Raw genomic sequence first — 26,409 nt, 5'->3', positions numbered from 1 at the left:
CCGGTGAATGCGGTGGGAATCTCTCGGGAAAGGAAGGAACAGCTTAGTCCCGAACCACCAGCACCGGCAAGTGGGCATGCGAGAGCACCTGGGCCGTGACGCTGCCCAGCACCAGTTTTTCCAGCCCGCGCCGGCCGTGCGAACCCATCACGATGAGGTCGGCGCCTATCGATTCGGCGGTGTCCAGGATGCCGCGGTAAATCGCATGGCCTTCGACCACCGAGCCAGTCGCGGTGATGCCTATTCCTTCGAAGGCCTGCTTGGCGCCCTTGATGGCCTCGTTGGCCTCGGCGGTGGCGGCGCTCAGGTACTCGGCCTGGCCGTAGGCGAAGTCTGTGCCGACCCCGGTGAAGGCATATGGGTCGATGACGTAGATGACCGTCACTTCAGTCTTGAACGCCTGCGCGACGGCCAAGGCGTTTGTGATGGCTTTTTGTGAGGTGTCCGAGCCATCCACGGGAACGAGAATGTGCTTGTACATGATGCGCTCCTTGAAACCCTGGATAGATTCTCAGGCACCAGCCCCACTCGGGTCAATGCCGGCAGCAGCCGGCCCGCGGAAGGACCGGCCTTGCATCATTTATAGACCAGAGCGCCCCGGGGGCGCCGTCAGACAAGACGCCGAAAACGGCGCCCTTGCTTATTCGCCTTTGATATTGGCGGATTTCGCCAGCTGCGCGTAGCGCGCGAGGTCGGCCTTGATGAGCTTGGACAGCGCGACACCATTGCCGGACAGCGGCTCGACGCCGGCGCCCGAAAGGTTTTCTTTCACGGCGGGTTCGGCCAGCACTTTTTGCACGTCGGCATAAATCTTGGCCACCACTTCAGGCTTCATCTTGGCCGGACCCATGAGCGCGTACCAGATGGAGAAATCCAGCGGCTTGAGGCCCTGCTCTTCAAAGGTCGGCACCTGGGGCATCAGTTGGTAGCGCGCAGCCGTCGACACGCCGATGGCGTTGAGCTTGCCGGTCTTGAGATGGGGCGCTGCGAGGTTGGCGCTCAGGATGGCCAGTTGCACCTGGCCGCCCACCACGTCGGTGAGTGCCGGCGCACAGCCCTTGTAGCCCACGTTGGTGGCGGCGACACCGGACTTCTGCTTGACCAGCTCCATCACGAAGTGCTGGGGCGTGCCGACACCGCAGGAGCCGTAGTTCAGCGCCGTCGGGTTGGCCTTGGAATAAGCGACCAGTTCCTTGAGGTTCTTGATGTTGGTGCTCTGGTGCGACACCAGCGCGATCGGCGTGAGGCCCAGCAGCATGATGGGCGTCAGGTCTTTTTCCGGGTCGTAGTTGAGCTTGCCGTTGACGGCCGGGTTGACCACCATGGTGCTGTTCTGCAGCAGCAGCGTGTAGCCGTCCGGCGGCGCATGCACCACGGCCTCGGTGCCGATGTTGCCTGAGGCGCCCGCGCGGTTGTCCACCGCGACGCCCTGGCCCCAGATGGCCTGCAGGCGCGCGCCTATCTGGCGCGCCAGTATGTCGGAGCCGCCGCCCGTGCCGTAAGGCACGATGACGCGCACGGCGCGCGAGGGGTAGTCCTGCGCCAGCGCGGGGGTCGCGCCCAGGCAGCTCAGGGACATCACGGCGGCCAGCGCCAGCAGTCTGGGGAATTTCATGGTTTGCCTTTTCGTTGCGGTAGTGAAGAGCTTACTCAACGGCCCCGATCGCCCTGCTCCACAGCTCCCAGGGCCGCATGACCTGGCCCTCGTTGGTGTTCATGGCTTTGTCGGCTTCTTCGGGCGTCAGGAATTCGATGGGGCCCAGCGCGTTGGCGGTGAGCTGCAGCTTGGCATTTTCCTCGGCGTACACGGCGCGGTAGACCGCGCGTTCCAGCGAGGGCGCCACCACGGTGGAGCCGTGGCCGCGCATCAGCACGCAGGTGTGCTGGCCCAGCGCCTTGGCCAGGTCCTTGCCCAGGCCCATGTCGCGGATCAGCAGATCGGTGTTGCCGTTGGATTCGCGGATTTCATACAGCGACGAGCCGCTGCCCAGGAAACCGCTCATGTGAAAGATGGGGCGCAGGCGCTGGCCGGTCACGCCGAAGGGAATCACGCTGGGCGAATGGCTGTGCACCACGGCCATGACGTCGGGCCGCGCGCGGTAGATCTCGCCGTGGATGAAACGCTCGAGGTAGGAGCGCAGCGTCGACTCGCCCACCAGGTCGCCGTTGAGGTCGTAGGTCAGGATGTCGGCTTTTTTGACCAGGCCCGGCGCCCGGTTGCAGGACAGCAGGAAATGGTCTGGGGACTTGTCATGGCGCACGCTCACATGGCCGAAGCCGTCCACCACACCCTGGGCATAGAGGATGCGGTTGGCCATCACGAGTTTTTCGACGAGGGCGGAATCGGGTGCGGGAAGCGTCATGGAGTCTCCTTATTGGCAACGACCGGGAGGGTGTTTTTAATAAGTATACATATTACATTCGGAGTTTTCCAGGCAAACGGCTGAAAACAAAGGGTAAACCCGCCCTCTTCAATGAATCGCCGGCCCGCGGGCTGTGGCCGCGCCGGCGCGCCCGCCTCAAGGCTCGATCTTGACGCCCTTCCAGAAGGCGATGTGGCCCTTGATGTTGTCGGCCTCGGGCTTGGGATCGGGGTAGTACCAGGCGGCGTCGGTGTTCATTTCGCCGTTGACCAGCAGCGAGTAATAGCTGGCCTGCCCTTTCCAGGAGCACATGGTGTGGTGGTTGCTGAAGGTGACGTAGTCGCGGTTGAGCGAACTCTCAGGGAAGTAGTGGTTGCCTTCCACCACCACGGTGTCGTCGCTTTGCGCAATCACTGCGCCGTTCCAGATGGCTTTCATGGGAATGTCTTTCTGCGGATGCGAGGGTGTCGGATTCGGATCGGGGGGGACAGGCGCCAATGCTACGCCCCCCAAACGAGGGCCCTCCTGTCCGGGGATATTGTCACCGCCGGCGTGCATTACGCCGGAAGCAGGCGAAAAAAAGCCGGTGACGAAACCGGCTTTTTTGGGTAGATGAGGTTGAGACCTCTCTTTATCAGTCGGGGCCGCGGGACTGGCTTCGCCAGACCGCAGGCGCAGCGCCCCCTCGGGGGGCAGCGACCCACACGAAGTGGGGGAGCGTGGGGGCCTCTTCAAGCAGCCATGCGGAGATTCTTGCCTTCGACGATCACTTTGGAACCCACGGCCACCGCGCTGGACAGCTCCATGTTGCGCACCGTGCCGTCGTCCATGCGCACGCGCACTTCATAGACGGTGACCTTCTTCATGTTCTTTTCGATCTGGTTGCCGGCAAAGGCGCCGCCGGCAACACCGAGGACGGTCATGGCGGTCTTGCCGTTGCCGCCGCCCACCTGGTTGCCCAGCAGGCCGCCGACCACACCGCCGGCCACGGTACCCAGGCCGATGGTGGTGTTGCCGACGTCCACGCCATTGACCTTGCCCTGGCGCTGCACCGGCGTCACGGCTTCCACCGTGCCGCAGGCCGCGCAGACATTGGCGCGCGGTTGGGCTTGCGCCACCACGGTCGGGGTGCTGTGCGGCTTGGCGGCTTGCGGTTTGGGCGAATCTGCCAGCTTGGCAACCTTGGCGGGTTCATTGGCGGGGGCGTAACCCGACACACCCGGCTGCGCGTCGGAGCGGTTGACGACCAGCGCGGCGGCCAGCGCCATGACGGTCACGCCGAGCACCGCGATGATGGCGACGAGGGCCTTGCTGTGCTGCAGGCGCTGGGCAAAACCCGGTTGGGAAGCATTAACAACTTGGTTGTTGGTATCCATGATGGACTCCTTCTGTGTGAGCCCCAGTTGTAACCAAGCCGTTTGATACATCCTGTAGGACGAGGTGACATTCGTAAGGAAAGCTTTCCGCGTCTTGCTAAAAGCGTGCAATTTTCCGCACATCCACGCGGCTTTATGCCTGCCTCACCAGCGCTTGACCGGCGCTTTACACGCCTCCCTGGGGGTGTGTCGGGTCCACCCAGAGCACGGTATCGGGTTTTTCGACCGGCTCGATGTCGAGGTTGACGGCCACCGCTTCGCCGTCACTGCGGCACAGCACACACTCCAGCACCTCGGTCGGGCTGGCGTTGATTTCCTGGTGCGGCACATAAGGCGGCACATAAATGAAATCGCCCGGCCCGGCTTCGGCGGTGAACTCCAGGCGCTCGCCCCAGCGCATGCGGGCTTTTCCACGAATCACATAGATCACGCTTTCCAGGTGGCCGTGGTGGTGGGCACCGGTCTTGGCATCGGCATGGATGGTGACGGTGCCGGCCCACAGTTTTTGCGCGCCCACCCGGGCAAAGTTGATCGCGGCGCGCCTGTCCATGCCGGGCGTCTGCGCCGTGTTGCCGTCGAGCTGGTTGCCCGCGATCACGCGCACGCCGTCATGTTTCCAGGGCGGGTCGGCCTGGCCCTGGGCGTGGGGATGGGTATGCCCGGGGCCGTGGGAATGGTCGTGGTCGTGCGGGTGATGCGGAAGCGTGGGATCGTTGCTCATGCCGCCAGCGTACACCAGCCGCGCGCATTCAGTCCAGGACCACCACATGCCCCTGTTGCGGGTCCATGCGCCCGCCGTGCATGTCGTCGATCAAGGCCTGCGCCGCTTCAAAACCATGGTGCTCGCGCAGTTGCATCCAGGGCCGGTCCGCATCGCTGACGCGGCGGATAAACGCCAGCTGCGCTTCGTTAAAACGCTGGTTGACCACGGCATGGCCCCAGTCTGCGTTGCGCTTGCGGATCTGCACCGGCGCGAAGTAAAACTTCGGCTCGGGGCCCGGCATGTCCAGCGGTCGCAGGAACTGCGTGTTCTGCGCCGAACCCGAATAACAGTCATAGACCAGCGATTCGCCGAAATGTGTGTGCACCGCGATGCGCAAACCCTCGTCGCCCGAAAAATCCACATACAGCGTGGGTGTGCCGCGGTCCAGCTTCGGCAACTCCTCATAACTTGCCACTTCGCCATAACAGCCCAGCGCCTCGACAAAGCCCTTGTTGCGCGCCGAGGTCAGCGCGATGCGTTTGATCTGAGGAAAGGCCTCCAGGCAAAAAGCCGTGCCGTAGGCGGTCTTGCTCGAAGCACTGGAGAACACCAGTTGCCGCGCACCGAAGAAAGCGTTGTCCTGCAAAAAATCCGCCAGCATGAAGGAGGTGATGAACAAGGGCCGCACCAGCATCTGGTAGTTCTCGTCTTCCAGGCGGTAAGCCGCGTCGGCACTGCAGCGCATGTACTGGTTGTAGGCCGAGGTCAGGGCCTTGCGGTGCACGGCGCCGTCGTAAAAGCCGCGTTCCGTCACACGCTCGGGCTGCACACGCAAGTGGCTGGCGATGGGGAAGTAGCCGTAAAAGCGCTCGCCCACTTCCACGCCCGGCACGCTGGAGCTTTCCACGTCGGCAAATCCCCACACCGGCATATGGCCCCAATCCGCATCGCCGGTCGGGAAAAAATCCCAGTACTGCATGGCATCACCAAAGGCCGCGTAGGTGATGTTGTTGGTGGTGATGGCCGCGCGGCGGATTTTCAGCACGGCCTCGCCCGGCGTGTCGCCTGCGGGATGTTGCTGGTCCACCCGGGTGTGATTCAATGCATTTTTGCGCGTGAGCAGCCGCGTCAGCAGGGCCGGATTGTTCATGGTGCCTTCTTTCCTTCTTTGGAAAATTAATCGGTCAGTGACAACCAATGTATAGCCACCGCCCTCCTGCCGGGTTCGGAAAACCGCCGGCCGCCAAACCCCTCAAACGCCCCACGCAAGCCAGGGCGGTGTTCACCGTGCAGGCGATTTACGACGCCTTTGTTCGGATTTGGCAGCGGGACGGCTGGGACGGCGTGAGTACACGTGCGGTGGCGCTGGAAACCGGCGTGGCCATCGGCACGCTGTACGACTATTTCCCCAACAAGGCCGCGCTGCTGTCGGGCTATGTGCGGCATTGCATGGAGCAACTGCTGCAGGCGATTGAACAACAGGCGGTCACGCCGCCCGGGCTCAGGGCCGAGCAGCGGCTGCGTACGCTGGTGCGCCTGGCCTGCGGCGCCGACACACCCGAGCTTCCCTGGTTTGACGCCGGCATGCTCGCACTCGAAGCCGGCATTGCCGAGGGCAAGCACCACCGGCGTGTGCATGAGGAATTGCTGGCCGCCTGGACGCGGGTGCTTGACGCCTGCACCGACCTGCCGCAGCGGCCATCCGCCGACGCGATCCAGGCCATGCACCTGGCGGTGTGGGGCGGACGGCGCTACGGCTTGCTGATTGGCCTCAGCGAGCCCGAAAGCGCCGCTTGGGCGCGCGAGATGGAACGGCTGTGCCTGGCGCTCACCAAAGCGGAATAAGGCTTACTTGTAGCGCTCGCGCGCCAGCGCAGCGCCCTGGGCCAAAGCCTGCAGTTTCTTGAGCGCCACTTCACGGTCCATGGGCGCCAGGCCGCAATTGGTGCAAGGCAGCAAGCGGTTTTTGGGCACGTACTGCAGCGCCTTGCCGATGGTGTCGGCCACCTGCTCGGGCGTTTCAATCTCGTCGCTGGCCACGTCGATCACGCCGACCATCACGTCCTTGCCGTCGAGCAGCGCCATCAGGTGCGGCGGCACGTGCGAGTGGTAACACTCCAGGCTCACCTGCCGGATGGTGCTTTTGGCCAGCGCCGGAAACACGGTTTCATATTGCCGCCACTCCTCGCCCAGCGAAGCCTTCCAGTCGGTGTTGGCCTTGATGCCGTAGCCGTAGCAGATGTGCACGGCGGTCGTGCAAGTCAGGTCCTGCGCCGCGCGCTCCAGCGCCTTCACACCCCAGTCGGCGGCCTCCTTCATGTAGACATTGAAGGCCGGCTCGTCAAACTGGATGATGTCCACGCCGTCGGCCTGCAGGGCCAGCGCTTCCTGGTTCAGCAGCTCGGCAAAAGCCATGGCCATCTTGACCTTGTCGCCATAGAACTGGTCGGCCACGGTGTCGACAATCGTCATAGGCCCGGGCAGGGTGAACTTGATTTTTTTGTCGGTGTGCGCGCGCAGCAGGCGCGCCTCGGCCGCATGCACGCGGCCCTTGAGCTTGAGCGCGGACACCACCTGCGGCACCATGGCGTCGTAGCGGTTGTTGCGTATGCCCATCTTGACCTTGTGCTCGAAGTCAATGCCTTCGACCTGCTCGAGAAAGCCGTGCACAAAATGCTGGCGCGACTGCTCGCCGTCGCCGATCACATCCAGGCCCGCGTCTTCCTGCGCCTTGATCCACAGCAGCGTGGCGTCGGCCTTGGCCTGCTTGAGTTCGTCGCCTTCGGCCTTCCACTGCGGCCAGAGCTTGTTGGTTTCGGACAGCCAGGCGGGTTTGGGCAGGCTGCCGGCGATGGTGGCGCTGAAAAGCGGCCGTGCGGAGGGCGTGGTCATGGGATTCTTTCCTTGTCTCAAAATTTGTTGTTCATCGCGCGCTGTTTCGGAAAATCAGAAAAACTCGCGGGCCAGCAGTTCGTAAGAGCGGCGGCGGGCGACGGGGTCGTGGGCCCAGGTGATCACCACCAGCTCTTCAACCTCCAGTGTATTAGCCAGGGCTCGCAATTTGGCGGCGACCTGCGGGCCGCTGCCGACCAGCGCATTGGCCCTGAGTTTGTCGACCTCCGGCTGCTCGGCCGGCGTGTAGGGGCGCCGCGCCACTTCTTCGGGGGACGGCAGGGCCGCCAGTGCGCCGCGGTTGCGGTCTATCTTCCAGCGCTCGCGGCCCGAGAAATGGTGCCAGGCCTCCGCCTCGGTGTCGGCCGCCAGCGCCCAGACACAGAGCACAGCCTGCGGCGCCGGGTGGCGCGGGCTGGGCCGGTAGTTGGCGCGGTAGAGTTCCAGCGCCTGCTCCGCGCCCTGCCCGTCGGTGATGAACCAAGCGAACGCATATGGCAGGCCGTAGTGCGCGGCCAGTTGCGCGCCATAGTCCGAGCTGCCCAGCATCCACATCTCGGGTGTGGTCGGGCCCATGGGGTTGGCCGTCACGCCGCGGCCCGGATGGCCTTCGGGCAGATCAATACCGGCCAGCCAGGCCTGCAACTCACGCACCTGGATCGGAAAATTCTCGGCCGACTGGCGCGGGTCGCTGCTCAGCAGCCGCGCCGTGCGCATGTCCGAGCCCGGCGCGCGGCCCACGCCCAGGTCTATGCGGCCCGGCGCGATGGCTTCCAGCACACGGAACTGCTCGGCCACCTTGAGCGCCGCGTAGTGCGGCAGCATGACACCCGCGCTGCCCACACGGATACGGCTGGTGGTGGCGGCAATCGCCGCCATCAGCACCTCGGGCGCCGAGCCCACGATGCTGGGGTGGCTGTGGTGTTCGCTGACCCAGAAGCGGCGATAGCCCAGCGCCTCGCAGTGGCGCGCCAGCTGCAGGGTTTCACGGATGGAGGCGTCTTCCGTACGGCCGGTGACGGCGACGGACTGGTCGAGAACGGAGAGGCTGATCATGGTCGGATGACTATAGCCAGACCGCTTAAATCCCGCTCGGCCAGGGTTACCGGCCGCCGCTCTGTTCCAATAGAGGGTTTACAACTGATTAGGGTCCCGGACACCTATGGCACTCAAAGCCACCATCTACAAAGCTCAATTGGCGTTATCCGACATGGACCGCAACATCTATGCCGACCACAGCGTGACGATTGCGCGCCATCCGTCGGAGGCCGACGAGCGCATGATGATCCGCCTGCTGGCCTTCGCGCTCAACGTGCCGGCCGACGACAAAAAGGGCAACCTTGAATTCGCCAAGGACTTGTGGGACGTGGACGAGGCCGCACTCTGGCACAAGGACTACACCGAGCAGATCCTGCACTGGATCGACGTCGGCCAGCCCGACGACAAGCGCCTGATGAAAGCCGCGGGCCGGGCTGAACGTGTCAGCGTCTACAGCTTTGCCAGCAGCACACCGGTCTGGTGGAAAAACATTGCATCCAAACTCACGCGCGCTTCCAACCTCGTGGTCTGGCAGATCGACGCGGCCGAAAGCCAGGCCCTGGCCAAGCTCGCCGAACGCAGCATGCAGCTGCAGGTGACGGTGCAGGACGGGACGGTGTGGATGAGCACCGGGCTCGGATCGGTGGAGATCACACCGCGGCGGCTGACGGCCGGCGAATAAAAACTAGGGCGCCTGGGAAGGCTCAGTCTTGCCATCCTGGTGCTGGCCTTGATGCTGGTAGGGCGGCAGCTTCGCACCGCAATGAAAGCAGAAGTCCGCCTCGGGCAGATGGCCTTCGGTCAGGCACTCATGGCAGGTGCGCGTGGTGGGCAGGGCCAGGTGCTGCAGGCGCCGCTCCGCCGCCATTTCAGCCGTCACGATGCCGGTGGGCACGGCCAGGATGCCCCAGCCCAGCAGCATCATGAACGACGAGATCAGCCGGCCCAGGTCGGTCTTGGGCGTGATGTCGCCAAAGCCCACGGTGGTGACGGTGCTGATGGCCCAGTAGACCGAGGTCGGGATGCTGGTAAAACCGTTGGACGGCCCTTCGACCACATACATCACCGTGCCCATGACCAGCACCATCATGACCACGGCCGACAGGAACACCAGGATCTTGCGGCCGCTGGCGGCCAGGGCCCGGCCCAGGGACTGGTATTCGGCCACATAAGCCGCGAGCTTGAAGATCCGGAACACGCGCAGCAGCCGCAGCACACGCACGTCGATGAGGGCGTGCAGTTCCGGAAAGAACAGCGCCAGGTAGGTCGGCAGCACGGCGACCAGGTCGATGATGCCGAAAAAGCTGGTCGCGTACTGCAGCGGCTTGCGCACGCAGACCAGGCGCGCGATGTACTCGGCGGTGAACAGCAACGTGAAGATCCATTCGACCACCGCGAAGGCGCGACCGTGCGAGGCATGGATGGCCTGCACGCTGTCGGCCATGACCACGGCGATGCTGACCAGGATCAGGGCGATCAGCGCCTTGTCGAACCAGCGCCCCGCGCGGGTGTCGGCCTCAAAAATAATCGTGTACAGGCGCAGCCGCCAGCCGGCCAGCGGCTTGTCGTCGAAGTCTTGCGGTGTGGGGGGAGCGGGTTTGGCCATGGGTGCTAGCGCCCGCGCTCAGGCCGTGGCCTGGCGGTACTTCGCCCAGGCGGCCGGTGTCGGCGTGGTGCTGGCACCAGGCTGCTGCGGCAGGCTGAAGTGGCCGTCCACCACCTGCGCGGGCTCGAGGAAGCAGTCCTTGATCCAGGGGATGTATTCCAGCACCGCGCAGGCCGGGTGCGCGTGGTTCAGGTGCACGTGCACCTGGCTCATGTCGCCCGCATGCGGTGCCACCGGCAGCCGGAAGGCATGCGCGGTATCGCAGACCCGCAGCACTTCGGTGATGCCGCCCATGCGCGTCACGTCGGGCTGCACCCAGTGGATGGCCTCCTGGTGGAAAAATTCGGCGAACGCGTCATGCGTATAGAGCTGCTCGCCCAGCGCCACCGGGATGCTGGTGCCGCGCGCCAGCTGCGCGTGGCCCTTGACGTCGTCGTACCAGAGCGGCTCTTCAATCCAGTACAGGTCAAAAGCCTCGGCCGCGCGGCAAAAGCGCTGGCAGGTGGGCAAGTCCCATTTGCCGTTGCCGTCGGTGGCCATGGTGATGGACGGGCCTATGGCGCGGCGCACGGCCTCCAGGCGCTTGAGGTCGCGGTCCACGCTGGAGCCTATCTTGACCTTGATGCCGGTAAAACCCTCGTCCACCGCGCGCTTCGCCCCGGCCACGAGTTGATCGTCTGGGATGCTGAGCCAGCCGATGTCGGTGTTGTAGGCCCGTACCTTGTCGCGTACCTGGCCGCCCAGCAGCTTCCACAGCGGCACACCCGCAGCCTTGGCCTTGAGGTCCCACAGCGCGATGTCGATCGCGGCCTGCGACAGCGTGGTGATGCCGGCGCGCCCCACCCATTGCAGCGCCGGGTTGCGCGCGAGCTTGAGCCAGAGGCGGTTCGTGTCCAGCGCGTCCTCGCCGATCAGCAGCGGCGCGTGGCAGGTTTCAATGCAGCGCGTGATCAGCTGGTCGCTGGGCAGGTGCGCATGGGTGCCGGTAAAACCGTAGCCACTGAGGCCGGTGTCGGTGTCTATCTGCGCGCCCACCACGCCCCAGTGCGAGATGGTGTGCGTGCTGTCGGCGATCTGGGAGCCCGTCACAGGCACATGCAGGATAAAAGGCTTGACCGAGGTGATTTTCAAACGGGCTCTCCGGAAACAGGGCACGGCGGCCGGGAGGTTCAGGGCTTCTCGGCTTCCTGCAGCGCGCGCCACATGACCTTGCCCGAGCCGCTTTTGGGCAGCGCATCGACAAACTGCACCACGCGCGGGTATTTATAAGCCGCCATGTTATCCCGGCACCAGCTGATGATGTCTTCCTCGCTGGTATTTCCCTTCGCAGCGGGGCGCAGCACCACCACGGCCTTGACGGTTTCTCCGCGGTAGGCGTCGCGGGTCGAGATCACGCAGGCTTCCTGGATGGCCGGGTGCTTGAACATCAAGGCCTCGACCTCGGCCGGCCAGACCTTGAAGCCCGAGGCGTTGATCATGCGTTTGAGCCGGTCGGTGATGAAGAAGTAGCCCTGCTCGTCCACGCGGCCCAGGTCGCCGGAGCGGAAAAAGCGTTTGCCGTCAAGTTCGATAAAGGCCTGCTCCGTCGCGTCCGGGCGCTTCCAGTAGCCCTGGAACACCTGCGGCCCGCTCATGACGATTTCACCCTGCTCGCCCTGCGGCACTTCCTTGAGCGTGAGCGGGTCGATCACGCGCGCGTCGCAGCTCATGAAGGGCACGCCCAGGCATTGCTGCTTGGTGGCGTCATAGGGGTTGCTGTGCGAGGGCGCGGCGGTCTCTGTGAGGCCGTAGCCTTCGGCAAAGCGCAGGCCGTATTGCTCCCACAGGCGCTGGGCCACGGCCTGCGGCATGGCCGCGCCGCCACCGCCTATGTAGACCAGGCTGCTGAGGTCGAATTCGGCGAAGTTGGGGCTGGCCAACAGGTCTATCACCATGGTCGGGATGTTGGTCCAGTGCGTCACGCGCCAGCGCGAGATCAGCCGCCCAGCCAGTTCGCGGTCCCAGCGCGGCATGATGACCAGCGTCGCGCTGCCGTAAATCGACGCATGCATCACGGACACCATGCCCGTGATGTGGAACATGGGCACCACGGACAGCGTCACGTTCTCGAAGGTGCTGCCGCCCCACAAACAACTGGCCACCGCGTTGTGCATGATGCTGGCATGGGGGTGCATGCAGCCCTTGGGCAAGCCGGTGGTGCCGCTGGTGTAGGGCAGCACCGCCAGGTCTTGCGGCGTGGCGGTGTGCGGGGGCAGGTCTCCCGTGCCCGCAATCGCCTCGGCCCAGTCCATCACGCTGCCGTCTGCCAGCACCGGCGGCGCATGGCGCGTGCCCAGCCAGTCGCGCCAGGCCGACGGCATGGCTGCGTCGCCCTCGCCTTCCGCGGCGATGTCGAAGGCGTCGCTGTAGTGCGTCACCACCATGTGTGCCAGCCGCTCGCCGGGTTCCAGTTGCGCATTGGCCTTCGCCAGTTCGCCGGCCAGGTCGGCCGCGATGATGGCGACTTTCGCATCGGGGTCGGTGATGTAGTGCTTGAGCTCCTCGGCCCGGTTCATCGGGTTGACGGGCACCACCACGGCGTTGGCGCGCAGGATGGCAAAGTGCGCGATCACCCACTGCGGGCAGTTCTGCATATTGAGCACCACGCGGTCGCCGCTGCGCACGCCCAGGCTGTGCAGCGTTGCGGCCAGGCGCTCGGCCTGGCGCAGGACCTCGGCATAAGTGAACACGCGGTTGAAGAAAACCAGCGCGGGCTTGTCGGGAAAACGCAGCGCGCTGACCGCGAGGTTGTGCCACAGCGAGGTGGCCGGCGGCGTGATGCTGTGCGGCAGGCGTTTGGGCCAGACCTGGTGGTGCAGCGTGTGCGAGGTCGCGGCAGGGGCGGCCTGGCCGGTATCGGAATCAAGGGTCAAGAAAGGGCTCCAGGCAAGTGCGGACTTGGGGCCCCAGCCTAACCCGAGTCCGCGCCGGCCACATCCGGGAAGCTCCCGATAAAACACTGTCGCTTGGGCGACCGCTGCTCACTATGATGAACCAGCACCGCTTACACGCGGAAACAAGCACAACAGGAGACTTCATGAATCGCTTCTTCGCCCTGCCCCGCAAAGTCCTCACGGCATTGGCCGCGGCCGCCCTGGCCTCCTCCGCGGCCATGGCCGCCTTTCCCGACAAGCCCATCCGCGTCGTCATCGGGTTTCCGGCCGGCGGCCCGCTGGACCAACATGCGCGCCTGCTGACCGAACGCCTGCAGGCCGTGCTGGGCCAGCCCATCGTGATCGACTACAAGTCGGGCGCCGGCGGCACCGTGGGCGCGCAGGACGTGATGAAGGCCGCGCCCGACGGCTACACCCTGATGCTGGCCAACACCGGCGTGATGGTGATCAACCCCGCCCTCTACAGCAAGCTGCCCTATGCCACGCTGAAGGACTTCACGCCGATCGCGCGCACCGCCATGCAGCCGCTGGCCCTGCTGGTCAATCCCAAGCTGCCGGTCACCAACCTGCAGGAATTCATCGCCTACGCCAAGGCCAGGCCGGGCCAGGTCAACTACGGCTCGGCCGGCAACGGCGGCATCAGCCACCTTGTCCCCGAGATGTTCAAGAACGCCACCGGGCTTTTCATGGTGCACATTCCCTATCGCGGCAGCGCGCCGGCGTTCACCGATTTGATGGCCGGCCAGGTGCAGTTCATGGGCGAATCCATCCCACAGGCCGCCAACTACCATAAGCAGGGCAAAGTGCGCGCGCTGGCCGTGACCAGCAAGGAGCGCAATCCCGCCCTGCCGGACATCCCAACCGTCATTGAATCGGGCATCAAGGGTTTTGAGGTGGTCGGCTTCTACGGTTTCCTCGCGCCGGCCGGCTTGCCCAAGGACGTGACCGCCAAGCTCAGCGACGCCTTCAAGCAGGTGATGAACAACCCCGAGATCCGTAACCGCATGGTGACCCAGGGCGCCGATCCGGCCTTTATGGGCAGCGAGGAGTTCACCCAATTCCTGGCCACGGAAATGCCGCGCTGGGCGCAAGCCGTCAAGGCTTCCGGCGCCAAGATGGACTGACGGGGTCCTGCCACGGAAATCCCCGTTCTGGTGCGCCCGGCCGCCGGAAAGCCGCAAGCCGGTGCGGCGGCACGCCAGTCAGGTGCGCAAAACTTGTATACCAGTTAGCTGAACCAGCCGAAATGGCTGGCACGGGATATGCACTGCCTTGTGCATGGCCACCGCCCCCGACATCAGCAACCGCATCATCGAAGCCGTGATGGCGCAAAAGCTTGCGCCCGGCTCGCGCCTGGGAGAGCAGCAGCTGGCGCTGTTGTTTGATTGCAGCCGCACCATCGTGCGCGAGGCCCTGACCCGGCTGGCGGTGCGCGGCATCGTCACCGTCAGCAGCCGGCGCGGCTGGTACGTGATCGAGCCTTCCCAGGAAGAAGCGCGCGAGGCCTTTGAGGCGCGCCGCGTGATCGAGATGGGCCTGATCCGCTGCACCACCGACGTCAGCAAGGCCGCCATCAAGCAGCTCAAAAGCCACCTGACCCGCGAGAAAGCCGCCATCAAGGGCGATGACGTGGGCCTGCGCAGCTTTTTGCTGGGCGACTTCCATGTGTGCCTGGCCGAATGCCTGGGCAACAGCCTGCTGGCCGACACCCTGCGCGACTTCACCGCGCGCACCACGCTGATCGCCATGCTCTACCAATCGTCCCACGACGCGGCGCAGTCCTGCGAAGAGCATGTGCTCATCGTGCAGGCGCTGGAAAAAGGCGACCTGGCGAAAGCCGAAAAACTCATGCAGGCGCATATCGGCAGCGTGCAGGCCGCGCTCAAACTCCAGGCCGGCGGCGGCGACCCGCTGGCGCAACTGCGCAGCGCGCTGAGCCCGCTGGATGCGCAAGCCCCTGCCGACAAACCGGCATCCTCCCCGCCTTCCCGTGTTCGCAAAGCCGGCCGTACCGCGGCCAAAACCACAGACGATTCCTCAACCTACCTTGGAGCCCTGCTATGAAGTCCAGCAAACGCGTTTTTTCCTTCGCCCTCGCCGCAGCCGCCGTGCTGGCCGCCACCGGCGCCCATGCGCAGACCGCGCTGGACGACATCATGAAGGCCAAGGAAATCAAGATCGCCATCCCGACCGACTTCCCGCCCTACGGCATGGTCGGCACCGACCTCAAGCCCCAGGGCCTGGACGTGGAGATGGCCGGCTACATCGCGCAAAAACTCGGCGTCAAGATTGAACTCGTGCCCGTGACCAGCGCCAACCGCATCGCCTACCTGCAGACCAAGAAGGCCGACCTGGTGATCTCCACACTGGGCAAAAACCCCGACCGCGAAAAAGTCATCGACTTCACAGCCGCCTACTCGCCCTTCTTCCAGGCCGTCTTCGGCCCCAAGAGCATGACGGTGAAGTCCGCCGCCGACCTGTCCGGCAAGACCATCAGCGTGACGCGCGCCGCCCTGGAAGACCAGGAACTGACCAAGATCGCGCCGGCCGGCACCGACATCAAGCGCTTTGAAGACAACAACACCACCGTGTCGGCCTACACCGCCGGCCAGGTGCAACTGATCGCCACGGGCGCCTCGGTGGCCGGCAACATGATTGCCAAAAATCCTCAGCTGAACACCGAGTACAAGCTGCTGCTCAGCGACAGCCCCAACTTCATCGGCGTGGCCAAGGGTGAAGACAAGCTGCGCCTGAAGGTCAATGAAGTGATCGCCGAAGCCAAGAAAAACGGCGATCTCGACAAGATCGCCATGAAGTGGCTGGGCCGCCCGGCAGGCAATCTCCCCTGAAAAATTGCTGTACACCCCCGTTGCGGTTCGCTTCGCGTAACCGCCTCCCCCCTTGCAGGGGGCGCCGCTTGCGGCCCGGCAAAGCCGGTTCCGCTGCGGCCGCTGGCAGGGGAAACAAGCGACGGCGATCTTTCAACAGGATGTGACCCATGCGTATTGAGTTGGACTTCATGGCTGTACTCAGCCAATGGCCGCTGCTGGCCATCGGCGTCGCCTGGACGCTGGGCCTGACGGCGATCTCGTCGGTGCTGGGTGTATTCATGGGCATGGGCTTTGCCTGGGCACGGGCCAGCGGGCCGACCTGGCTGCGCTGGGTGGTGGGCGCTTACGTCGAACTGATCCGCAACACGCCTTTTATCGTGCAGCTGTTTTTCATCTTCTTCGGCCTGCCCGCCGCAGGCTTCAAGCTCTCGCCCGAAACCGCCTCGGTGCTGGCCATGGTGATCAACCTGTCGGCCTATGCCACCGAGATCATCCGCGCCGGCGTTGAAGCCACGCCGCGCGGGCAGATCGAGGCAGCCGAAAGCCTGGCGCTCAACCGCGTGCAGATCTACACCCGTGTGGTGCTGCCGCCCGCGCTCAAGAAAGTCTGGCCGGCCATGGTGAGCCAGATCATCATCGTGATGCTGGGCTCGGCCGTCTGCGGGCAGATTTCGACACAGGAACTGTCGTATGCCGCCAACCTGATCCAGGGCCGCAACTTCCGGGCCTTTGAGGCTTTCATCATTGCCACGGTGATTTACCTGGTGCTGTCGGTTGCAGTGCGCAAGCTCCTTAATTGGGCTGGCCCAAGATTTCTCTTCGGCCGCTAAATATGCCCCCACGTTCGCTCACTGCGTGTAGCTCTCTGCCCCCCGAGGGGGCGCTGCGCCTGCGGCCCGGCAAAGCCGGTTCCGCGGCCCCTGCTGAATGGAAAGCCCCCATGGCCACTCATTACCCGTCGCTACATCCAAAGGAATTGCGATGATCGAATTCACCGTCTGGGATATCTTCCGGAACCTGCTGCTCGCAGCGCGCTGGACCATCGTTCTCTCGCTGGTCGCTTTCATAGGCGGCGGTATTGTCGGCGCGCTGTTGCTGGTGGGCCGCCTGTCGGCTACGCGCGCGGTGCCGGGCGCGCAGAAGGCAGCGCGCATCGCGCGCCGCGCGCTGGACGGCTATGTGCTGCTGTTCCAGGGCACGCCGCTGCTGATGCAGCTCTTCCTGGCCTACTTCGGCCTGGCGCTCTTCGGCATCAACGTGCCGGCCTGGGTGGCGGCCGCGGTGGCGCTCACGCTGTACACCAGCGCCTACCTGGCCGAAATCTGGCGCGGCTGCGTCGACGCGATTCCCAAGGGCCAGTGGGAGGCCGCGCAAAGCCTGGCGCTCAGCTTCGGTGAACAGCTGCGCTACATCGTGCTGCCGCAGGCCGTGCGCATCGCCGTGCCGCCCACGGTGGGCTTCCTGGTGCAGGTGGTCAAAGGCACGGCGCTGGCCTCGGTGATAGGTTTCATCGAGCTGACCAAGGCCGGCACCATGATCACCAACGCCACCTTCAAACCGTTTGTGGTGTACAGCTGCGTCGCGCTGATGTACTTCGCGCTGTGTTTCCCCGTATCCCTGTATGCCCGCAAGCTTGAGAGGAAAGCCCGCAATGGACGTTAATGCCATCCCATCCCCTGCAACGGCCGACAGATTTTCCGCCGGGCCGCCCCAAGGAAAATTAGCCCCCTCGGGGGGCAGCGAAACACACGAAGTGGCAAGCGTGGGGGCTCCAAGAACATTGGTCGAGATCAACCAGTTGCGGAAAAGCTTCGGCACCAATGAGGTGCTTAAGGGCATAGACCTCGAAGTCAAGGCCGGCGAAGTGATCGCCATCATCGGCAAAAGCGGTTCGGGCAAAAGCACGCTGCTGCGCTGCATCAACGGCCTGGAAGTCTTCCAGAGCGGCACGCTGCGCGTGGACGGCAAACACCTGCTGCACGACAACCCGCAGGTCATGCGCGAACTGCGCCAGCGCGTGGGCATGATCTTCCAGAGCTTCAACCTGTTTCCGCACCTGACCGTCGGCAAAAACATCATGCTGGCGCCTACGCTGGTCAAGAAGACGGCCGGTGCGCCCGCCGCCGAACATGCGCGCGCGCTGCTGCAGCGCGTGGGTCTGGCCGAAAAATTCGAGTCCTGGCCCGACCAGCTTTCGGGCGGGCAGCAGCAGCGCGTGGCGATCGCGCGCGCGCTGGCCATGCAGCCTTCGGTGCTGCTGTGCGACGAGATCACCTCGGCGCTGGACCCGGAACTGGTGGGCGAGGTGCTGCAGGTGGTGGAAAGCCTGGCCGCCGAGGGCATGACGCTGCTGATGGTGACGCACGAGATGAGCTTCGCGCGCAAGGTCTGTGACCGCGTGGTGTTTATGCACCAGGGCCGCGTGCACGAGATCGGGCCGCCCGACGAGGTGTTCTCCAACCCGCAGACCGCCGAGCTCAAGCAGTTTCTCGGCATGATCCAGTAAGCCTATGACCGCAGCCGTTTCGCCCCGCACGCTCAACATTCCGGCCGGCCACGGCAAGGCCGTTCGCCTGCAGGCCGGCCAGGCCGTGAAGGTCATCAACACCCACGGCACGCAGGTGGTCGATTGCTGGGCCTTTAACGCCTACGACCTGAACGAATTCATGTGCATGGAAACCACCCGCGTGTGGAACCAGCGCCTGAACCCTATCGTCGGCGACTCCTTCGTCACCAACCAGCGCCACTCCATCCTCACCGTGGTCGAGGACACTTCGCCCGGCGTGCACGACACCTTCATGGCCGCCTGCGACCGCCGCCGCTATGAGCTGCTGGGCGTCAAGGGCTACCACCGCAACTGCTGCGACAACATGTTCGAAGGCATGTTCGCGCTGGGCCTCACACCGCCGCGCGCCATCCTGGCCTCCTTCAACATCTTCATGAACATCCAGGTGCAGCCGGACGGCATCACGCTCAAGACCCTGCCCACCGTCACCAAGGCCGGCGATGCCATCACGCTGCGCGCCGAGATGGACTGCTTCGTGGCCTTCTCCGCCTGCCCGCAGGACATCGTGAAAATCCAGGGCGCGGGCGACAACACGCCCAAGCCGGCCGACCTGGAAATATTGCACAGCGCGAGCGGCCTGCCCGTCAAAGGGCCCTGGGTTCCGCAGGCTTAGCGCGATTTTCCCCCGGCCCTGCAGGGCCGCGCGGCTTCCCGCACAATGGCGGGGGCAGACTTACCCGATCCTGATTTGACAGCTGCTTGCGCCCGCCACCCCTGGGCGGCTTGCGCTGTCCCGCCGACCCGACGCCGCCTTCATGAACACCATGCCTCCCATCCTGTATTTTTTCGCCCTGTGCAACCTGGTCATAGGCAGCGGCGCCTTTGTGCTGGGCGGCATCCTGCAGCCCATGAGCCTCTCGCTGGGCATCAGCGTGGCGGCCGCCGGCCAGGCCATGACGGCCTATGCCGTGGCCACCGCCGTGCTGGCGCCGCTGCTCATCATCCTCACGGCCCGGTGGCCGCGCAAACGCGCCGTGCAACTGGCGCTCGCGCTGTTCACCGCGGGCTGCCTGGTGTGCGCCCTTGCGCCCAATCTGCCCCTGCTGTTGCTGGGCCGCGTGCTGATGGGCGCGGGCGCCATGTTCACCGCGGCCGCCTCGGCGCTGGCCGTCAGCATGGTGGTGCCCGCGCTGCGCGGCCGGGCGCTGTCCATCACATTCCTGGGCATGAGCATCAGCTATGCCGTGGGCCTGCCCATAGGCGCCTGGCTGGGCTTTGAATTCGGCTGGCGCGTGCCGGTGTGGCTGTCGGCGATCGCGAGCGGCGCGGCGCTGGTCGCGGCCAGTTGGCTGATTCCCGCCAACATGGCCAGCGCCGGCACCAGCTTCGCGGGCTTCCAGGCCGCCGCGCGCCAGGGCGCGGTGCTGCGCGTGTGGGGCCGCACCCTGCTGTACTTCATCGCCATCTTCAGCGTCTTTGCCTATGTCGGGCCGGTGCTGCAGGCGCTCAACCCCATGAACTCGGCACAGCTCTCGGCCACGCTGGCCGTCTTCGGCCTGGCCGGTGTCGGCGGCACGCTGATGGGCGGCTGGGCCACCGACCGCTTCGGCGCGCTGCGCACCCTGCGCGTGCAGCTCGCCGTGCTGGTCGCGATGATGTGCCTGCTGCCGCTCACGCGCGGGAATGTGCCGGCCACCATGGCCGTGCTGGTGGCCTGGGGCATCGCCGGTTTCGGCCTGATGGCGCCGCAGCAAAGCCGGCTGGCCAGTCTCTCGCCGGCGCAGGCGCCGCTGCTGCTGAGCCTCAACGGCTCCATGCTCTACGTGGGCACGGCGCTGGGCGCGGTGATCAGCGGCGCGCTGCTGGAACAGGTGGGCTTTGCGCAGCTGGGCTGGGTGGGTGTGCCCTTCGGCCTGCTGGCCATGCTGACCCTGGTGTTTGACCGCATGCCGGCACGTGTGACGGCCTCGGCGACCGCCTGATTTTTATACTCGCACCATGACAGCCCAAGACCAGCTCGAAGCCTTGCAAACCGCCCTGCAGCAATTGCGCGATGACACTTTGGGCGTGGCCGCCTTTTCGCAACTCGCGATGCAGCAGGCAAGCCTGGCGGCCGCCCTGCCCGACCGTTTTGGCGAGGTGCTGTCGCAGTTGCTGAACCGGCTCGAGTCCAGCGCGCTGTTCACCGAAGAAAGCTGCTCCTTCAGCCAGAAGGAGTTGCTGGACAGCCTGCAGCTGTGGCTGGACAAGGCCCGCCTGCAGCTTCAAAAATCCTGACGCCGCCGGGCAATCCAGCTCCGTCCGTCAACCGCCGTCACCATGGCCGTGGCGATGATGGGCATCCGGGTAATGCGCATGGCTGTGGGTCACGGGCTCATGCTTATGGGGATGTGAATGCGCTCCTGCAACCGCGGGCGCATGGTCATGCGGATGGTGCTCGTCGTGCGTGTGCGGGTGTTCATGCTCCAGGACGTCATGCGTGTGCACATGCGCGTGGTGTTCGGTCAGGTGCAGCCAGATACCGTATGCCATCAGCGCAGCGGCCGCCAGCAGTTTCCAGCTGACGGGCTCCGCCAGAAACACCACGGAAAACAGCGCCCCGACAAAGGGCGCGGTCGAAAAATAAGCGCCGGCCCGTGACGTCCCCAAATGCCGCAGGCCGACAACAAAGAGCGCCAGGCTCACCCCGTAGGCCAGCAGGCCAACCCCCATGGCGATGGCCGTTGCTCCCGGGCCCGGCAGCGCCGCTCCCACCAGGAAAGCGAGCAACAGGTTCGTGACGCCCGCGGCCAGCCCTTTCACGCAGGCAATCCATGACGCATCGACCAGCGACACCTTTCGCGTGAAGTTGTTGTCCAGGGCCCAGAAAAAACACGCCAGCAATACCGCGAATGCCGGCCACAGCATGGCGAATGTGGACGCGGATTGGCCAGGCTGCGGCCAGCTGAGCAGCAGCGCGCCCGCCACGATGGCGGCCATCCCCAGCACGATCCGCCGGTCAACGTTTTCCTTGAACACCATCCATGCCAGCACGGCGGTCAACACTGCTTCGGCATTGAGCAGCAAGGCGGCGTGGCTGGAAGGCATGGCCGACAGCCCGTACATCAACAGCACCGGCGCGATGCCCCCGCCGCACAGCACCGCGGCAGCCAGCCAGCGCATCTCGCCGGGGTCCAGGCGCGGCCGGGCGGCGCGCCGCACCCGGCGATACACGAACAGGCCCAGGCCGGAGCCCAGGTACAAAAGCCCGGCCAGCATCCAGGGACTCATCTCGCCGAGCAGCCATTTGGCCAGCGGCGTCCCCGCGCCGAACAGCAAGGCCGATGCCAGCGCGGCCGCAACACCCGGGCTCAAAGAATTTGCCAAGAGCTTCAAATGCCTGACTCCTCTGAAGATGAGAAAGCGCTCCCCTCCAATCCACCATTTTCGGCCACGATAGCATCCACTGCCGGCTTCCAGTTCAAAGGGTACGACATGGGCATGTGAAAATCGAATGCACTGGATACGGAACTTTCCGGGCACATCCCCTATCATTCACCGATGCGCCATTTGCTCTTCGCCGTCCTGATCGCCCTGCTGCCCTTGCGCGGCTGGGTGGGCGACGCGATGGCCACGCAAATGGCGGCAGGCCAGATTCAGCATCAAGCGACGCAAGTGGCCGCCGAGGCCGGCCACCTTCATGACGACGTGGAGATGGCCCACACCGGCCACGCGACAGAGGCGCCGGCCCTGCACGACTGCGCGGAGCAAGCCGCGGATGGCGGCAACAGCCACTCAGCCGACGGCCACTGCGAAACCTGCGCCGCCTGCCAGGCCTGCCACACGGTGGCACTGACGCCTGCGGCACCCGACCTGCTGCCTTATTACAGCGCATCCACCTTGCCGCTTCCGGCGGCAGATCCCTTCGCCAGCGCCGACGCCGCGCTGCGCCAAAAACCACCCATTTCCTGATCTCCAGGCCCGTAGTGGGTCTGTACTTGCCCCCCAGCACAGTCCCTTGCGGCTGAACGTGCTGGGCCCTGCGATGCCCGGCATCGCACCCGCTTGTATTTCAGGAGATTTTTGTGAACATCCGTGTCATTTCAAACCCGCACGCCTGGTTGCCGGTTCTGCTGCTGTCCGCAGCGGCTGCCGCCAAGGCGCAGATCACTACCCCCTACCCCCGGCTGGATCCCAAGCCCACCGAGCAAGCGGCCGATCCGGCCTCACCGGTCCCGGCAGCCCGCTACACATCGGCTTTTGCGGGCCTCGCCACCGGCGTGGAAACCGCCGCCGATGACTGGAAAAAAGCCAACGCCGCCGTGGGCCAGTTCCCGCGGGGCCATGCCGACCTGCTGAAGTGGGAGCAGGCCCAGGACGGCAAGCCTGCGGCGCCCGCCGGCCAAAAACCATGAGGCCGACCATGAACAGCGCCTCTCTTCATCGCCGGCCCAGCCAGCGGCAAGCTATCGCGCTGGCTTTGCTGCTTCTCACGCTCACGGCTCGCGCCGCTGTGCCTTTCGATGGCGGCGTCAGTGGCCTGGAGGCACTGGCCCAGGAGCAGACCTCCAGCCCCGTCGCCATCGCGCGGCCGGGCACGGATTCCGGCGCGGCCATCGCGCCCTTGCTGTCGGCCGGCCCGCTGAGCGCCGACACCGCCGTGCGCATTGCCCTGCTCAACAACCCGGGCCTGCAGGTCTCGCTGGCTGCGCAAGGCGTGAATATCTCGGATGCCGCGCTCCCCGCCAGCCCGGTCAGGCGCCAGGCCGGCCAGGACATTGTTCTGCTGGCGGCCCAGGCGCGCCAGGCCTGGACACGTGCCGTGGCGGCCGCGCAGATCGCGCGGCTGGCCGCTGAAGCCAAAGACAGCGCCGACGCCGGCGGCGAGCTGGCCCGCCGCATGGCACGCGCCGGCAACTGGAGCAAGCTGCAGCAGGCGCGCGAACAACTGCTGCTGGCCGATGCGGCGGCGCAACTCGCTCGCGCCCGACAAGCGGCTTTCAGCGAACGCGAAAAGCTGATCGTGGTACTGGGCCTGTGGGGCGTGCAAACCGGCTTTGAACTCCCGGACCGCCTGCCCGAACTGCCGGCACAGCCCCAGGAATTGCCCGACGTGGAAAGCCGCGTGCTGCAACAGCGGCTGGACCTGCAACTGGCGGCGGCGCAGTGGGCACGGCAACGCGCAAGCCGGCGCGAACCGGGCGCCGACGCGCTGTGGGACGCGATGGGCAATGCGGCCCGTGTGCGTGAACTGGCGGTCAAAGCCCGCAGCGAAGCGCGCGAGGCCTACCACGGCTATCGCACGGCCTGGGACCTGGCGAAGCACTACGAGAAGGAAATCCTGCCCCTGTCGCGCTTCACGAGCGAAGAAACACTGCTGCGCTACAACGGCATGCTGGCCAGCGTCTTCGAGCTGCTGGCCGAGGCGCGCGCGCAAGCGCAGGCCGCGGGCGAAGCAATCCAGGCCCAGCGTGACTTCTGGCTGGCCGACATCGCGCTGCGCACCGTGCTGGCCGGTGCCCCCTACGACGGGGCTCCCGATACACCAACGCAGCGCACGCCTCCTGGCGCAGCCGCGCACTGAGGCCGGCGCCCACTCACCGAATACCAAGGACATTCATGAACCGACGACATTTTTTCAACCGCGCCGCCACGGCAGGCATGACAGCCGTGGCCGCCGCCTCCGTCAGCAAGGTGGCCATGGCCGCCCTGCCCGAGCCGGCCACGATGGCACATGCCAACACCGCCGCGCCACTGGCTCCGCCGAATGGCCGGCCCTACAACCCGGTGGTCACGCTCAACGGCTGGACCCTGCCCTGGCGCATGAACGGCGGCGTCAAGGAGTTCCACCTGGTAGCCGAACCCGTGGTGCGCGAAATGGCGCCCGGCTTCAAGGCCCATATGTGGGGCTACAACGGGCAGAGCCCCGGCCCGACCATCGAAGTGGTGGAAGGCGACCGCGTGCGGGTCTTCGTGACCAACAGGCTTCCGGAACACACCACCATCCACTGGCACGGCCAGCGCCTGCCCAATGGCATGGACGGGGTGGCCGGCCTGAACCAACCGGCCATCCCGGTGGGCAAGACTTTTGTCTACGAGTTCATCGCGCGGCGGCCCGGCACTTTTATGTACCACCCGCATGCCGACGAGATGACGCAGATGGCCATGGGCATGATGGGTTTCTGGGTAACCCATCCCAAGGAAAAGCATCCACTCATCGAGACCGTGGACCGCGACTTCGTCTTTCTGCTCAATGCCTACGACATCGAGCCCGGCAGCATGACGCCGAAAATCATGACCATGCTGGACTTCAACCTGTGGAGCTGGAACAGCCGCATCTTCCCCGGCATAGACCCGCTGGTGGTGCGCAAAAATGACAAGGTGCGCATCCGCGTGGGCAACCTGACCATGACCAACCACCCGATCCACCTGCACGGCCATGAGTTCACGGTGACCGGCACCGACGGCGGGCCCACGCCGAAACCGGCCCGCTGGCCCGAAGTGACCACCGACGTGGCCGTGGGCCAGATGCGGCAGCTGGAGTTCCTGGCCGACGAGGAAGGCGACTGGGCCTTTCACTGCCACAAAAGCCACCACACCATGAACGCCATGGGCCACAACGTGCCGACCATGCTGGGGGTGGACCACCGCGGCTTGGTGCAAAAAATCCAAAAGGCTGCCCCCGACTACATGGTGATGGGCGAGCGCGGCATGGCCGACATGGGCAGCATGGAAATGCCGATTCCCGACAACACCGCGCCCATGATGACGGGCAAGGGACCCTATGGCGGCGTGGAGATGGGCGGCATGTTCAGCATGCTCAAGGTGCGCAGCGGCCAGAAACCCGGTGACTATAAAGACCCGGGCTGGTACCGCCAGCCGCCCGGCACGCAGGCTTTTGAGTGGAAGGGGGCAGTACCCGAGCCCGCGCGCGCCGGGACCGGCAGCGCAGCCGCACCTGCGGCCATTCCCGGCACCGGCGCTGAAGTCAACATCCGCAAACCGTCAGGCCATAGCAGCCATTAAACAGGACACACCATGAAACACATGAACATTTTCCAAGGCATCGCTGCATTCGCCTTGCTCGCAAGCATCGGGGCGGCATTCGCCCAGCACACGGGACACGCCCCCGCAAGCTCCGCGCCGAGTCCCTACGCAGGCCAGCAGGCACGCGAAGTCAAGGCCCTGTCGCCGACGCAGACCGCCGACCTGCTCGAAGGCAAAGGCATGGAGCAGGCGAAAGCGGCCGAACTGAACGGCTACCCGGGACCCATGCATGTGCTGGAGCTGGCGGAGCGGCTGGCACTGAGCACAACGCAGTTACGGGACAGCGAAGCATTGCTGGCGGCCCACAAGGCGGAGGCCCGCGCTCTGGGGGCCCGGCTGGTAGAGGCTGAACGCAGGCTGGATGCGGCTTTTGCCGGCAAACAGATTGACACGGCGCAGCTCGAACTGTTGACGCGGCAGATTGGCCTGCTTCAGGCTGAATTGCGCGCTTCACACCTGCGCACGCACCTGCAGCAAACCCGTCTGCTGACGGCGCCACAGGTGGCCCTTTACGCGGAGCTGCGCGGCTACACCGGGACGCCCGGCACCGCCGCGCCCGCACAGCATTCAAACCCTTCTCACTGACTCAAGCATCTGGAACATACACATCATGAAAATTTTCATCGCCTCCCTCGCAGCTACCGCAGCCATCACATTTACCCTTGCCCCAGCGTCAGCTTTCGCCCACGGCAACGAAGACCATGCGGGCAAGCCGCCCGCCGCCGCCAAAAAAGAACAAAAGGACTGGGGCATTGCCGGTGATGCCAAATCGGTGACGCGCACCGTGACGCTGTCCATGAGCGACGCCATGCGCTTCACACCCGACAAACTGGCCTTCAAGCAAGGCGAGACCGTGCGCTTTGTGATCCGCAACCAGGGGAAACTTCTGCACGAGCTGGTGATCGGAACCAAACCGGACCTCGACGCACACGCCGCGATGATGGTGAAATTTCCCGGCATGGAACACGACGAGCCCTATATGGCGCATGTGCCCGCCAGCAAGTCGGGCGAGCTGGTCTGGACCTTTAACCGCGCCGGCGAGTTTGACTTCGCCTGCCTGATCGCCGGCCACTACCAGGCCGGCATGGTGGGCAAGATCACCGTGACGCGCTGATCCGGGGCCCTCCGCTTTTTC

General features: G+C 65.2%; 30 protein-coding genes. 17 read left to right on the top strand and 13 right to left on the bottom strand.

Annotation, left to right across the window (positions count from 1 at the left end; all coding sequences use genetic code 11):
* Positions 1–43: 43 nt before the first annotated feature.
* The 7 genes from ACSQ27_RS01700 to ACSQ27_RS01670 all read right to left on the bottom strand — a co-directional run bounded on the left by ACSQ27_RS01700 (position 44) and on the right by ACSQ27_RS01670 (position 5,592).
* Complete coding sequence (locus tag ACSQ27_RS01700; RefSeq protein WP_436153753.1) at positions 44–481, bottom strand: universal stress protein; 438 nt, start codon at positions 479–481, stop codon at positions 44–46.
* A gap of 159 nt (positions 482–640) precedes the next feature.
* Complete coding sequence (locus tag ACSQ27_RS01695) at positions 641–1,615, bottom strand: Bug family tripartite tricarboxylate transporter substrate binding protein (protein ID WP_436153752.1); 975 nt, start codon at positions 1,613–1,615, stop codon at positions 641–643.
* Between the two features lie 31 nt (positions 1,616–1,646).
* The gene (locus tag ACSQ27_RS01690; protein WP_436153751.1) at positions 1,647–2,363 is read right to left on the bottom strand and encodes a class II aldolase/adducin family protein; all 717 of its coding nucleotides are present in this window, start codon (positions 2,361–2,363) and stop codon (positions 1,647–1,649) included.
* A gap of 156 nt (positions 2,364–2,519) precedes the next feature.
* The gene (locus tag ACSQ27_RS01685) at positions 2,520–2,801 is read right to left on the bottom strand and encodes a DUF427 domain-containing protein (RefSeq protein ID WP_092127063.1); all 282 of its coding nucleotides are present in this window, start codon (positions 2,799–2,801) and stop codon (positions 2,520–2,522) included.
* 293 nt (positions 2,802–3,094) lie between these two features.
* Positions 3,095–3,739 (bottom strand): glycine zipper 2TM domain-containing protein, encoded by a 645-nt coding sequence (locus tag ACSQ27_RS01680; protein ID WP_436153750.1) that lies wholly within the window; start codon positions 3,737–3,739, stop codon positions 3,095–3,097.
* Positions 3,740–3,905: 166 nt separating this feature from the next.
* Entirely contained in the window at positions 3,906–4,460 is a 555-nt protein-coding gene (locus ACSQ27_RS01675; RefSeq protein ID WP_436153749.1) for a cupin domain-containing protein, read from the bottom strand.
* Positions 4,461–4,488: 28 nt separating this feature from the next.
* Entirely contained in the window at positions 4,489–5,592 is a 1,104-nt protein-coding gene (locus tag ACSQ27_RS01670) for a DUF2855 family protein (RefSeq protein ID WP_436153748.1), read from the bottom strand.
* Positions 5,593–5,639: 47 nt separating this feature from the next.
* Between ACSQ27_RS01670 and ACSQ27_RS01665 the strand changes: the two genes are divergently transcribed.
* Positions 5,640–6,287: a TetR/AcrR family transcriptional regulator gene (locus tag ACSQ27_RS01665; protein ID WP_436153747.1), complete on the top strand. Its 648-nt coding sequence runs from the start codon at positions 5,640–5,642 to the stop codon at positions 6,285–6,287.
* A gap of 3 nt (positions 6,288–6,290) precedes the next feature.
* On the opposite strand, the gene ACSQ27_RS01660 is transcribed toward ACSQ27_RS01665, so the two are convergent.
* Together ACSQ27_RS01660 and ACSQ27_RS01655 are read right to left on the bottom strand one after the other, a co-directional pair.
* On the bottom strand, positions 6,291–7,334 hold the full coding sequence (locus ACSQ27_RS01660; RefSeq protein WP_436153746.1) for a methionine synthase: 1,044 nt from the start codon (positions 7,332–7,334) through the stop codon (positions 6,291–6,293).
* 54 nt (positions 7,335–7,388) lie between these two features.
* A complete protein-coding gene (locus ACSQ27_RS01655; RefSeq protein ID WP_436155381.1) occupies positions 7,389–8,387 on the bottom strand; it encodes an LLM class flavin-dependent oxidoreductase in 999 nt (332 codons plus the stop codon).
* Positions 8,388–8,496: 109 nt separating this feature from the next.
* Between ACSQ27_RS01655 and ACSQ27_RS01650 the strand changes: the two genes are divergently transcribed.
* Positions 8,497–9,054, top strand: a complete 558-nt coding sequence (locus ACSQ27_RS01650; protein WP_436153745.1) for a YaeQ family protein — start codon at positions 8,497–8,499, stop codon at positions 9,052–9,054.
* Between the two features lie 3 nt (positions 9,055–9,057).
* Here ACSQ27_RS01650 and ACSQ27_RS01645 read toward each other — a convergent pair whose 3' ends face one another.
* Genes ACSQ27_RS01645 through ACSQ27_RS01635 form a run of 3 tightly spaced genes read right to left on the bottom strand, consistent with a single transcriptional unit; the run spans position 9,058 to position 12,890 of the window.
* On the bottom strand, positions 9,058–9,978 hold the full coding sequence (locus ACSQ27_RS01645; protein ID WP_436153744.1) for an ion transporter: 921 nt from the start codon (positions 9,976–9,978) through the stop codon (positions 9,058–9,060).
* Positions 9,979–9,996: 18 nt separating this feature from the next.
* Positions 9,997–11,109 carry a mandelate racemase/muconate lactonizing enzyme family protein gene (locus tag ACSQ27_RS01640; protein WP_436153743.1) on the bottom strand — a complete coding sequence of 371 codons (1,113 nt, stop codon included), beginning with the start codon at positions 11,107–11,109 and terminating at the stop codon, positions 9,997–9,999.
* A gap of 38 nt (positions 11,110–11,147) precedes the next feature.
* Positions 11,148–12,890 carry a long-chain fatty acid--CoA ligase gene (locus tag ACSQ27_RS01635; RefSeq protein ID WP_436153742.1) on the bottom strand — a complete coding sequence of 581 codons (1,743 nt, stop codon included), beginning with the start codon at positions 12,888–12,890 and terminating at the stop codon, positions 11,148–11,150.
* A 239-nt stretch (positions 12,891–13,129) separates the two neighbouring features.
* Here ACSQ27_RS01635 and ACSQ27_RS01630 point away from each other — a divergent pair, with 239 nt between their 5' ends.
* The 9 genes from ACSQ27_RS01630 (at position 13,130) to ACSQ27_RS01590 (ending at position 20,525) form a co-directional block, all read left to right on the top strand.
* Positions 13,130–14,035 (top strand): Bug family tripartite tricarboxylate transporter substrate binding protein, encoded by a 906-nt coding sequence (locus ACSQ27_RS01630; protein ID WP_436155380.1) that lies wholly within the window; start codon positions 13,130–13,132, stop codon positions 14,033–14,035.
* Positions 14,036–14,189: 154 nt separating this feature from the next.
* Positions 14,190–14,975, top strand: coding sequence for a GntR family transcriptional regulator (locus ACSQ27_RS01625; RefSeq protein WP_436153741.1), 786 nt, complete (start codon positions 14,190–14,192; stop codon positions 14,973–14,975).
* Complete coding sequence (locus ACSQ27_RS01620; protein ID WP_436153740.1) at positions 14,972–15,760, top strand: transporter substrate-binding domain-containing protein; 789 nt, start codon at positions 14,972–14,974, stop codon at positions 15,758–15,760. Before ACSQ27_RS01625 ends, ACSQ27_RS01620 begins: the two co-directional genes overlap by 4 nt.
* 149 nt (positions 15,761–15,909) lie before the next feature.
* The gene (locus tag ACSQ27_RS01615; RefSeq protein WP_436153739.1) at positions 15,910–16,572 is read left to right on the top strand and encodes an amino acid ABC transporter permease; all 663 of its coding nucleotides are present in this window, start codon (positions 15,910–15,912) and stop codon (positions 16,570–16,572) included.
* Positions 16,573–16,723: 151 nt separating this feature from the next.
* Positions 16,724–17,404, top strand: a complete 681-nt coding sequence (locus ACSQ27_RS01610; protein ID WP_436153738.1) for an amino acid ABC transporter permease — start codon at positions 16,724–16,726, stop codon at positions 17,402–17,404.
* A gap of 100 nt (positions 17,405–17,504) precedes the next feature.
* Positions 17,505–18,248 (top strand): amino acid ABC transporter ATP-binding protein, encoded by a 744-nt coding sequence (locus tag ACSQ27_RS01605; RefSeq protein ID WP_436153737.1) that lies wholly within the window; start codon positions 17,505–17,507, stop codon positions 18,246–18,248.
* 4 nt (positions 18,249–18,252) lie between these two features.
* A complete protein-coding gene (locus tag ACSQ27_RS01600) occupies positions 18,253–18,921 on the top strand; it encodes a DUF1989 domain-containing protein (protein WP_436153736.1) in 669 nt (222 codons plus the stop codon).
* A gap of 142 nt (positions 18,922–19,063) precedes the next feature.
* Positions 19,064–20,230: an MFS transporter gene (locus ACSQ27_RS01595; protein WP_436153735.1), complete on the top strand. Its 1,167-nt coding sequence runs from the start codon at positions 19,064–19,066 to the stop codon at positions 20,228–20,230.
* Between the two features lie 16 nt (positions 20,231–20,246).
* Positions 20,247–20,525: a hypothetical protein gene (locus ACSQ27_RS01590; protein WP_436153734.1), complete on the top strand. Its 279-nt coding sequence runs from the start codon at positions 20,247–20,249 to the stop codon at positions 20,523–20,525.
* Between the two features lie 27 nt (positions 20,526–20,552).
* Here the strand turns inward: ACSQ27_RS01590 and ACSQ27_RS01585 are convergent, their stop codons facing one another.
* Positions 20,553–21,623: an EamA family transporter gene (locus ACSQ27_RS01585; protein ID WP_436153733.1), complete on the bottom strand. Its 1,071-nt coding sequence runs from the start codon at positions 21,621–21,623 to the stop codon at positions 20,553–20,555.
* 165 nt (positions 21,624–21,788) lie between these two features.
* Between ACSQ27_RS01585 and ACSQ27_RS01580 the strand changes: the two genes are divergently transcribed.
* The 6 genes from ACSQ27_RS01580 (at position 21,789) to ACSQ27_RS01555 (ending at position 26,388) form a co-directional block, all read left to right on the top strand.
* Positions 21,789–22,199 carry a hypothetical protein gene (locus tag ACSQ27_RS01580; protein ID WP_436153732.1) on the top strand — a complete coding sequence of 137 codons (411 nt, stop codon included), beginning with the start codon at positions 21,789–21,791 and terminating at the stop codon, positions 22,197–22,199.
* Positions 22,200–22,312: 113 nt separating this feature from the next.
* Complete coding sequence (locus ACSQ27_RS01575) at positions 22,313–22,642, top strand: hypothetical protein (protein WP_436153731.1); 330 nt, start codon at positions 22,313–22,315, stop codon at positions 22,640–22,642.
* An 8-nt stretch (positions 22,643–22,650) separates the two neighbouring features.
* On the top strand, positions 22,651–23,811 hold the full coding sequence (locus ACSQ27_RS01570) for a TolC family protein (protein WP_436153730.1): 1,161 nt from the start codon (positions 22,651–22,653) through the stop codon (positions 23,809–23,811).
* A 35-nt stretch (positions 23,812–23,846) separates the two neighbouring features.
* A complete protein-coding gene (locus ACSQ27_RS01565; RefSeq protein WP_436153729.1) occupies positions 23,847–25,253 on the top strand; it encodes a multicopper oxidase family protein in 1,407 nt (468 codons plus the stop codon).
* A 12-nt stretch (positions 25,254–25,265) separates the two neighbouring features.
* Positions 25,266–25,859 (top strand): hypothetical protein, encoded by a 594-nt coding sequence (locus ACSQ27_RS01560; RefSeq protein ID WP_436153728.1) that lies wholly within the window; start codon positions 25,266–25,268, stop codon positions 25,857–25,859.
* Between the two features lie 25 nt (positions 25,860–25,884).
* Positions 25,885–26,388, top strand: a complete 504-nt coding sequence (locus tag ACSQ27_RS01555) for a cupredoxin domain-containing protein (protein WP_436153727.1) — start codon at positions 25,885–25,887, stop codon at positions 26,386–26,388.
* Positions 26,389–26,409: the final 21 nt, after the last annotated feature.

It is taken from the genome of Polaromonas sp. LjRoot131 (assembly GCF_964252805.1).
Classification (GTDB): domain Bacteria; phylum Pseudomonadota; class Gammaproteobacteria; order Burkholderiales; family Burkholderiaceae_C; genus Polaromonas.
The sequence above is the reverse complement of the archived record's forward strand: the minus strand, read 5'-3'. Positions and strand labels throughout refer to the sequence as shown.

Excerpts from the sequence above, each read along its gene's own strand:
- ACSQ27_RS01560 (WP_436153728.1), top strand. The coding sequence starts at position 25,266 with ATGAAACACATGAACATTTTCCAAGGCATCGCTGCATTCGCCTTGCTC.
- ACSQ27_RS01600 (WP_436153736.1), top strand. The coding sequence starts at position 18,253 with ATGACCGCAGCCGTTTCGCCCCGCACGCTCAACATTCCGGCCGGCCAC.
- ACSQ27_RS01630 (WP_436155380.1), top strand. The coding sequence starts at position 13,130 with ATGGCCGCCTTTCCCGACAAGCCCATCCGCGTCGTCATCGGGTTTCCG.
- ACSQ27_RS01595 (WP_436153735.1), top strand. The coding sequence starts at position 19,064 with ATGAACACCATGCCTCCCATCCTGTATTTTTTCGCCCTGTGCAACCTG.
- ACSQ27_RS01590 (WP_436153734.1), top strand. The coding sequence starts at position 20,247 with ATGACAGCCCAAGACCAGCTCGAAGCCTTGCAAACCGCCCTGCAGCAA.
- ACSQ27_RS01680 (WP_436153750.1), bottom strand. The coding sequence starts at position 3,739 with ATGGATACCAACAACCAAGTTGTTAATGCTTCCCAACCGGGTTTTGCC.
- ACSQ27_RS01700 (WP_436153753.1), bottom strand. The coding sequence starts at position 481 with ATGTACAAGCACATTCTCGTTCCCGTGGATGGCTCGGACACCTCACAA.
- ACSQ27_RS01615 (WP_436153739.1), top strand. The coding sequence starts at position 15,910 with ATGCGTATTGAGTTGGACTTCATGGCTGTACTCAGCCAATGGCCGCTG.
- ACSQ27_RS01665 (WP_436153747.1), top strand. The coding sequence starts at position 5,640 with ATGTATAGCCACCGCCCTCCTGCCGGGTTCGGAAAACCGCCGGCCGCC.
- ACSQ27_RS01625 (WP_436153741.1), top strand. The coding sequence starts at position 14,190 with ATGGCCACCGCCCCCGACATCAGCAACCGCATCATCGAAGCCGTGATG.
- ACSQ27_RS01610 (WP_436153738.1), top strand. The coding sequence starts at position 16,724 with ATGATCGAATTCACCGTCTGGGATATCTTCCGGAACCTGCTGCTCGCA.
- ACSQ27_RS01675 (WP_436153749.1), bottom strand. The coding sequence starts at position 4,460 with ATGAGCAACGATCCCACGCTTCCGCATCACCCGCACGACCACGACCAT.
- ACSQ27_RS01555 (WP_436153727.1), top strand. The coding sequence starts at position 25,885 with ATGAAAATTTTCATCGCCTCCCTCGCAGCTACCGCAGCCATCACATTT.
- ACSQ27_RS01670 (WP_436153748.1), bottom strand. The coding sequence starts at position 5,592 with ATGAACAATCCGGCCCTGCTGACGCGGCTGCTCACGCGCAAAAATGCA.
- ACSQ27_RS01695 (WP_436153752.1), bottom strand. The coding sequence starts at position 1,615 with ATGAAATTCCCCAGACTGCTGGCGCTGGCCGCCGTGATGTCCCTGAGC.
- ACSQ27_RS01580 (WP_436153732.1), top strand. The coding sequence starts at position 21,789 with ATGCGCCATTTGCTCTTCGCCGTCCTGATCGCCCTGCTGCCCTTGCGC.
- ACSQ27_RS01650 (WP_436153745.1), top strand. The coding sequence starts at position 8,497 with ATGGCACTCAAAGCCACCATCTACAAAGCTCAATTGGCGTTATCCGAC.
- ACSQ27_RS01620 (WP_436153740.1), top strand. The coding sequence starts at position 14,972 with ATGAAGTCCAGCAAACGCGTTTTTTCCTTCGCCCTCGCCGCAGCCGCC.
- ACSQ27_RS01645 (WP_436153744.1), bottom strand. The coding sequence starts at position 9,978 with ATGGCCAAACCCGCTCCCCCCACACCGCAAGACTTCGACGACAAGCCG.
- ACSQ27_RS01685 (WP_092127063.1), bottom strand. The coding sequence starts at position 2,801 with ATGAAAGCCATCTGGAACGGCGCAGTGATTGCGCAAAGCGACGACACC.
- ACSQ27_RS01690 (WP_436153751.1), bottom strand. The coding sequence starts at position 2,363 with ATGACGCTTCCCGCACCCGATTCCGCCCTCGTCGAAAAACTCGTGATG.
- ACSQ27_RS01565 (WP_436153729.1), top strand. The coding sequence starts at position 23,847 with ATGAACCGACGACATTTTTTCAACCGCGCCGCCACGGCAGGCATGACA.
- ACSQ27_RS01570 (WP_436153730.1), top strand. The coding sequence starts at position 22,651 with ATGAACAGCGCCTCTCTTCATCGCCGGCCCAGCCAGCGGCAAGCTATC.
- ACSQ27_RS01660 (WP_436153746.1), bottom strand. The coding sequence starts at position 7,334 with ATGACCACGCCCTCCGCACGGCCGCTTTTCAGCGCCACCATCGCCGGC.